This window comes from Bariatricus sp. TF06-38A, assembly GCF_027690675.1.
Lineage (GTDB): Bacteria > Bacillota > Clostridia > Lachnospirales > Lachnospiraceae > Allocoprococcus > Allocoprococcus comes.
Map to the genome: position 1 here is coordinate 101,133 of NZ_JAQFCE010000009.1, position 7,851 is coordinate 108,983.

Annotated in this window: 6 protein-coding genes; all 6 read left to right on the top strand. The window is 42.8% G+C overall.

Annotation, left to right across the window (positions count from 1 at the left end; all coding sequences use genetic code 11):
- The first annotated feature begins 207 nt into the window (after window positions 1–207).
- The 6 genes from thiM (at window position 208) to PG418_RS09260 (ending at window position 7,727) form a co-directional block, all read left to right on the top strand.
- Complete coding sequence (thiM, locus tag PG418_RS09235; protein ID WP_055156458.1) at window positions 208–1,029, top strand: hydroxyethylthiazole kinase; 822 nt, start codon at window positions 208–210, stop codon at window positions 1,027–1,029.
- A complete protein-coding gene (gene thiE, locus PG418_RS09240) occupies window positions 1,016–1,654 on the top strand; it encodes a thiamine phosphate synthase (RefSeq protein WP_117556911.1) in 639 nt (212 codons plus the stop codon). Before thiM ends, thiE begins: the two co-directional genes overlap by 14 nt.
- Window positions 1,651–2,676: a threonine aldolase family protein gene (locus PG418_RS09245; RefSeq protein ID WP_173687149.1), complete on the top strand. Its 1,026-nt coding sequence runs from the start codon at window positions 1,651–1,653 to the stop codon at window positions 2,674–2,676. The genes thiE and PG418_RS09245 overlap by 4 nt, the downstream gene beginning before the upstream one ends.
- A 275-nt stretch (window positions 2,677–2,951) precedes the next feature.
- The gene (locus PG418_RS09250) at window positions 2,952–3,452 is read left to right on the top strand and encodes a MarR family winged helix-turn-helix transcriptional regulator (RefSeq protein ID WP_368276963.1); all 501 of its coding nucleotides are present in this window, start codon (window positions 2,952–2,954) and stop codon (window positions 3,450–3,452) included.
- Between the two features lie 32 nt (window positions 3,453–3,484).
- Window positions 3,485–5,878, top strand: coding sequence for an ABC transporter ATP-binding protein (locus tag PG418_RS09255; RefSeq protein ID WP_498837313.1), 2,394 nt, complete (start codon window positions 3,485–3,487; stop codon window positions 5,876–5,878).
- Between the two features lies 1 nt (window position 5,879).
- Complete coding sequence (locus PG418_RS09260; RefSeq protein ID WP_498837314.1) at window positions 5,880–7,727, top strand: ABC transporter ATP-binding protein; 1,848 nt, start codon at window positions 5,880–5,882, stop codon at window positions 7,725–7,727.
- The last annotated feature ends 124 nt before the right edge of the window (window positions 7,728–7,851 follow it).

The following is a 7,851-nucleotide window of genomic DNA, read 5'->3' on the forward strand; positions in this document are numbered from 1 at the left end:
CTGGAGAAGTCTTTTATAGATCTGCCGGATACAGGGATGAGAATGGAAATGACATATGTTTCAGGTAAATGCAGATTGCATTTCAGAAAATCAAGAGTATAATAAGAAATAGTGAAAAGAAGAAAGGCAGACATATATCTGTCTTTTTATAATTATAGAGACAATTTTAAAGATATAAGAAATAATTTGATTTACCGGAGGAAAAGAATGCTTGGAAACTATCTGGATGAAGTACGAAAAAAAGCACCACTGATACACAATATCACCAATTATGTGACGATCAATGATGTGGCAAATATGGTTCTTGCCTGCGGTGCAAGTCCGATTATGTCGGATGAGCCGACTGATATTGAAGAAATCACATCCATCTGTCAGGGACTGAATATCAATATGGGAATGCTGAATCCGCGTAAGATTGAAAGCATGCAAAAAGCAGGAAAGAAATCCAATGAACTGTATCATAAAGTACTGTTAGATCCGGTTGGAGCAGGATCGAGTTCGTTCCGAACAGAGGCGGCACTGAATCTGATACGTGATATTCAGTTTGATGTGATCCGGGGAAATATTTCTGAGATCAAGACCTTAGCAGCAGGACATGGTACAACGAGTGGTGTGGATGCAGACGAGGCAGATACACTGACGGAGCAGAATCTGGAGAAAATGATTTCGTTTATAAAGGATTTTTCCAGAAGGACAGGTTCCGTGATTGCTGTGACTGGAGGAATAGACCTTGTAAGTGATGCAAAGAGGTGCTTTGTGATCCGGAACGGTCGTCCGGAGATGGGACGGATCACCGGAACCGGGTGTCAGCTTTCCGGGATGATGACGGCATTCCTTGCGGCGAATCCGGAGAATAATCTGGAAGCAGCGGCAGCAGCGGTCTGTGCCATGGGGCTTGCCGGTGAGACTGGCTGGAAATATATGCAGCCGGGAGATGGAAACGCAACCTACCGTAATCGGATCATCGATGCGATTTATAATATGGAAGGAAAAGAATTGGAAGAAGGTGCAAAATATGAGATTAGATAAGAAAGATATGGTTCTGTATGCGGTAACAGACCGCCACTGGCTGAATGGAGAAAGCCTGTACAGCCAGGTGGAAAAAGCGCTGAAAGGTGGGGCTACATTTATCCAGCTCAGGGAAAAAAATCTGGGTGAGGAAGAGTTCCTGGCAGAAGCAAAAGAGATTGCCAGACTCTGCAAATCCTACCATGTACCATTTGTGATCAATGACAATGTAGAGATTGCAAAGAAGGTAGATGCCGATGGTGTGCATGTGGGGCAGAGCGATATGGAAGCTCTTGATGTGCGGAAAACACTGGGCGAGGACAAGATCATCGGTGTTACGGCAAAGACGGTCGAGCAGGCGCTAAAGGCGCAGGCACATGGAGCCGATTATCTGGGAGTCGGTGCAGTCTTTGGCACGACATCAAAGGCAGATGCAACAAAGCTGGATCATAAGGTTTTAAAGGAAATCTGCGAGACGGTGGACATTCCGGTTGTGGCAATTGGGGGAATCACGGAAGAGAATGTGACAGAGCTTGCCGGAAACGGAATCTGTGGAGTTGCCGTGATCAGTGCAGTTTTCGGACAGCCGGATATTGAGCAGGCTACAAAAGAATTAAAAGAGAAAGTAGAGGGGATGTTGAAATGATTTTGTTTACTAGCGATTACACAGAAGGGGCACATCCGAGAATTATCGAGAAGCTTGCCGAGACCAATATGGAGCAGACAGTAGGATATGGGGAAGATCCTTACTGTGAAGAAGCGAGAGAAGCAATTAAGAAGGTGTGTGAAGCACCGGAGGCAGATGTTCATTTTCTGGTGGGAGGAACCCAGACGAATTTTACAGTAATTTCTTCTATTTTACGCCCGTTCCAGGGAGTGATCTGTGCAGATAGCGGACATATCAATGTCCATGAGACCGGGGCTGTAGAAGCGACCGGACACAAAGTTCTGGCACTTCCTTCAAAGGAAGGAAAAATCACAGGACAGCAGATAAAGGAATATTACGACCTGCACTGGAGTGATGAGTCTCATGAACATATTGTACAGCCAAAGATGGTTTATATTTCACATCCGACAGAGGTAGGAACATTGTATACAAAGAATGAACTTGAAAATATTTCTACTGTATGTAAGGAATGTGGACTTTATCTTTTCCTGGATGGGGCAAGAATGGGTTATGGACTGATGGCACCGGGGACAGATGTGACACTTCCGGATATTGCAAAGTGTTGTGATGTATTCTATATTGGAGGAACAAAGGTCGGTGCATTGTTCGGAGAAGCTGTGGTAATCACAAATCCATGTCTAAAGCAAGATTTTCGTTACTGCATTAAACAAAAAGGTGGAATGCTTGCAAAAGGAAGACTGCTTGGCGTTCAGTTCCTGGAGCTTTTTAAAGATGGTCTTTATTTTGAAATCTCCAAACATGCGATTGATATGGCAATGCTTTTGAAAGATGGACTGAAAGAAAAAGGATATGAATTCTTCATGGACAGCAATACCAACCAGCAGTTCATTATTGTGGAAGATGCCAAATTGCAGGAAATCCGCCAAAAATATGGCGTAACTTATCAGGAAAGGTACGATGAGACCCATAGTGTGATCCGATTATGCACTTCCTGGGCGACAAAAGAGGAAAATGTGAAGGCATTCCTGCAAGATATGTAATTTGTGAAAAATTGAATAAAGCTTTACAGGTAAGGCAGATATGGTAAATGATAAGGACTTTTTTGCACAGAAAATGGCAGAAGAGTCCTTTTTTGCTTTTCGTAGTGTTTTAATATGAGAAAATAATAGTTAGGCATTTAATTATTTGTTTGTGAAAAATATTATAAAAATATAAATTATTGAGAATAAATGTTGACTTATGTGTGTGATACGCATAAAATAACGATTAGACTTCTAATGAATAGATATCTAATCAAATTGCGGGAGGTGAAAGGGTGAAGTCGGATAAATTTGAGTGTGGGGATTTTACCAGGGAGAATATGCCGGTACAACTTCTTCTTGCACAGGTCGGACATATGTATAAATGGTATGTGACGAACCAGATGAAGGATACAGAGCTGAAAGCCGGACAGGCAGGAATTCTTGCAATATTGCAGATGGTAGGACCGATGTCACAGAGAGAGCTTGCAGATCATATTCATATTACGCCGCCATCGGTGAATGTAGCAGTTCAGAAACTGGAAAAGCTCGGATATATTAGAAAAGAGCAGGACGAAAAAGACCAGCGGATGACAAGGATCCATCTGACAGAACGAGGAGAGAAGATTCTTGGCAACATGCATGAGATTCTCCGAAGCACGGAAGATACACTCCTGAAGAATATGAGCACAGAAGAGAAAATACTGTGCAGAAGACTGCTTTTACAGATGAGTGACAATCTTTTCCAGGAAAAAGAATTCCGTGATATGCCATGTAAAAATCCATTTAAGGAATAAAAATAGTTACTAAGAAAGGAAATAATTGCTATATGAGAAAGTTATTCAAACATTTGAAGCCTTATGCAGCAACTATAGCAGCGATTGTTGTTATCCTGATCGTTCAGGCGTACTGCGATCTGTCATTGCCTTCTTATACTTCAGACATTGTCAATGTCGGAATCCAGCAGGGAGGAATTGATGAGAAGATTCCGGATGCAATCGCAGAGGAAGAGATGAATAAGCTGTTGCTTTTTGTGGCAGAAGAAGACCAGCAGACAGTGCTGGATGCATATGAGAAAAAGGAATCCGATTCGGATTATAAGTATGATGGAGCAATTTATGTTCTGAAGGATTCCGTGAAAAAAGATGAAGAAAAGTCAGGAAAGGTATTTGAAATCCTTGGAAAGCCGATGCTTCTGACTTATGGATTTGAATCTGGAAGCGATACAACAAAGAAGATGGAAGAATCCATGAAAGAGAATATGATTTCTTCTATAAAGGAACAGGCTGAGAAACAGGCAGAGAGTATGCAGTCCCAGATGACAGATGAGCAGAAAGCAGCACTTGCGGCAAATCCGGAGCTTGCCAAGAAACAGCAGGATGAAATGCAGAAAAACATTGATGAACAGGTGAAAAAGATCGAAAATGCAGATATCTTTGAGATCCTGAACATGATACCGGATGAACAGAGAGCAGACGTTATTGATAAAATATCAGAAAAAATGGACGATATGCCGGATACCATGCTGGAACAGGCAGCAACTTCATATATTAAAGAAACCTACAGTGTTCTGGGCGTGAATACAGATAAGATCCAGAACAGATATATTTTAACAACTGGCGGTAAGATGCTTGCACTTGCATTTCTTGGAATGCTCGCAAGTGTTACCGTAGGACTTCTTGCTTCCAGAGTGGCAGCAAGTACGGGACGTGATCTGAGAGGAAAGGTATTTAAAAAAGTTGTTGGATTTTCCAATGCAGAATTTGACCGTTTTTCAACTGCATCACTGATCACAAGAAGTACCAATGATATCCAGCAGATCCAGATGCTTGCAGTTATGCTTCTGAGAATGGTGATGTATGCACCAATCATGGCAATTGGAGGTATTTTCAAGGTTCTCCATACGAATGTCAGCATGTCATGGATCATCGTACTTGGGGTAATCCTGATCGTGATGGTTGTTGCTGTATTATTTATTGTGGCAATACCAAAATTTAAGATTCTGCAGAACCTGGTTGACAGACTGAACCTTGTTACCCGTGAGATCCTTACCGGACTTCCGGTTATCCGTGCATTCAGTACAGAAAAGCATGAAGAAGAACGATTTGATAAAGCGAACAGAGATCTGACAAGAACCAATTTATTTGTAAACCGTGCCATGACATTTATGATGCCGATGATGATGCTGATCATGAACGGAATTACCATACTGATCGTATGGAGCGGCGCACATGGTGTCAGTGACGGGCAGATGCAGGTTGGTGATATGATGGCATTTGTCCAGTATACAATGCAGATCATCATGTCCTTCCTTATGATCTGTATGATTTCTATTATGCTTCCAAGAGCAGCTGTTGCAGCAGACCGTGTGGATGAGATCCTGACAAGCAGGACAGCGATCGAAGATCCGAAAACACCGGAAAAACTGGAAGAATCCAGAAAAGGCGAAGTAAAATTTGACCACGTATCCTTCCGTTATCCGGGAGCAGAAGAAGACGTACTTCATGATATCAGCTTTACAGCAAAACCGGGACAGACAACGGCGATCATCGGAAGTACCGGTAGTGGTAAATCTACGATGATCAACCTGATCCCAAGATTTTATGATGTAACAGAAGGTACGATCACATTGGATGGAAAAGATATTCGTACCATTTCCCAGCATGATCTGCGGGATGAACTTGGATACGTTCCACAGAAAGGTGTACTTTTCTCAGGAACAATCGAGTCCAATATTCTGTATGGCAATCCGGATGGATCCGAAGCCGAGATGAAGGAAGCCGCAGAAATCGCACAGGCAACCGAATTTATCGAAGAAAAACATAAAAAATACGAAAGTCCGATCGCACAGGGCGGTTCCAACGTATCCGGCGGTCAGAAGCAGCGTCTTTCTATCGCACGTGCGATTGCAAAGAAACCAAAAGTTTATATTTTTGATGACAGTTTTTCAGCACTGGATTATAAGACAGACGTAACCCTTCGTGTTGCATTGAAAGAAAAGACACAGGACAGCACAGTGATCATTGTAGCACAGCGAATCAGCACCATTTTACATGCGGAGCAGATCATTGTGCTGGATGATGGAAAGATTGCGGGAATCGGAACACACAAAGAGCTTCTGAAATCCTGTGATGCATATTATCAGATTGCGTCATCGCAGCTTTCTGAAGCAGAGCTTGCGAGAGACTTAAATAACGAAAATGACGGAAAGGAGGAAGCATAGTATGAGTAATCAGCCAAGAAGAAGAGGACCTATGGGCGGTGGACATGGAAGAATGGGAACCGGCGAGAAGGCAAAAGACTTCAAAGGTACCATGAAGAAACTTTTTACTTACCTTAGTGAATATAAAATCGGTATTTTCTTTGTTATGATATTTGCAATCGGAAGTACGGTTTTCAATATTATTGGACCAAAGGTTCTCGGAAAAGCGACGACCGAAATTTTCAAAGGTCTGGTCGGAAAAGTATCCGGCGGCAACGGAATTGATTTTACAAAGATTGGTAAAATCCTGTTAACTTTATTGTGTCTGTACGTGATCAGCGCATGTTTCTCCTTTATCCAGGGATATATCATGACAGGCGTATCACAGAAGCTGACCTATCGCATGCGAAAAGAAATTTCTGAAAAAATCAATCGTATGCCGATGAATTATTTTGATACGACTACACACGGTGAGGTACTTTCCAGAGTAACCAATGACGTAGATACTCTGAGCCAGAGCCTGAACCAGAGTGCAACCCAGATGATCACATCCGTGACAACGATCATCGGTGTACTGATCATGATGATCAGTATCAGTCCGCTGATGACTGTGATCGCACTTCTGATCCTGCCGGTATCTATGGTACTGATTTCTGTAATCGTAAAACACTCACAGAAATACTTCAAAAGCCAGCAGGAATATCTGGGACATATCAATGGTCAGGTAGAAGAAGTATATGGCGGACATAATATTGTCAAAGCATTCAATAAAGAAGAAGACGTGATCCGCGAATTTGATGAGACTAATGATATCCTGTTCCGTTCTGCATGGAAATCACAGTTCCTTTCCGGAATGATGATGCCGATCATGCAGTTTGTCGGAAACCTTGGATATGTAGGAGTTTCTATCTTAGGTGGTTACCTTGCAATCAAACAGACCATCGAAGTTGGAGATATCCAGTCCTTTATCCAGTATGTAAGATCCTTTACACAGCCAATCCAGCAGGTTGCACAGGTAGCAAACATGCTCCAGTCGACAGCCGCTGCATCAGAGAGGGTATTTGAATTTCTGGACGAAAAAGAAGAAGATCAGTTTGCTGAAAATCCAGTATCTGTAGAAGGATTACAGGGAAATGTAGAATTTGAACACGTACACTTTGGATACAATCCGGAGCATATCATCATCAATGATTTCTCTGCAAAAGTAAAAGAAGGTCAGAAGATCGCCATCGTAGGACCGACTGGAGCCGGAAAGACAACCATGATCAAACTGCTGATGCGTTTCTATGATGTCAACAGCGGGGCAATCAAGATCGATGGACACAACATCAAAGACTTCAACCGGAGCGAACTCAGACAGATGTTTGGAATGGTACTTCAGGATACCTGGCTGTTCAGCGGAAGCATCGAAGATAACATCAAATACGGCAAACTCGATGCAACCCACGAAGAAGTCGTAGCCGCAGCCAAAGCTGCCCACGTACATCGTTTCGTCCAGACTCTTCCAAGCGGATACAACATGATTCTCAACGAAGAAGCCAGCAACGTATCCCAGGGTCAGAAACAGCTCCTCACGATCGCCAGAGCCATCCTGGCTGATCCAAAGATTCTGATCCTAGACGAAGCCACCAGCTCCGTAGACACCAGAACCGAAGTCCAGATCCAGAAAGCCATGGATAACCTCATGAAAGGCAGAACCAGCTTCGTAATCGCCCACAGACTCTCCACCATACGAGACGCAGATCTCATCCTGGTAATGAAAGACGGCGACATCATCGAACAGGGGAACCATGAAGAACTACTTGAGAAGAATGGGTTTTATGCGGAATTGTATAATTCGCAGTTTGAAAACGCTACAAGCTGTGCATAAAAATGGAAAGATGGGGATGTGAAAAAACTCGATTGAGTTTTTTTACATCTCCCTTTTTGTACCTGTTGTGTATAAATGACTGAAATCATGCGCAAAGAAAGTGCACTTCCCCTACCCCATAGAA

What these genes read in the sequence shown, in the direction of transcription:
- thiM (WP_055156458.1), top strand. Translation starts at nt 208, where the DNA reads ATGCTTGGAAACTATCTGGATGAAGTACGAAAAAAAGCACCACTGATA.
- thiE (WP_117556911.1), top strand. Translation starts at nt 1,016, where the DNA reads ATGAGATTAGATAAGAAAGATATGGTTCTGTATGCGGTAACAGACCGC.
- PG418_RS09245 (WP_173687149.1), top strand. Translation starts at nt 1,651, where the DNA reads ATGATTTTGTTTACTAGCGATTACACAGAAGGGGCACATCCGAGAATT.
- PG418_RS09255 (WP_498837313.1), top strand. Translation starts at nt 3,485, where the DNA reads ATGAGAAAGTTATTCAAACATTTGAAGCCTTATGCAGCAACTATAGCA.
- PG418_RS09260 (WP_498837314.1), top strand. Translation starts at nt 5,880, where the DNA reads ATGAGTAATCAGCCAAGAAGAAGAGGACCTATGGGCGGTGGACATGGA.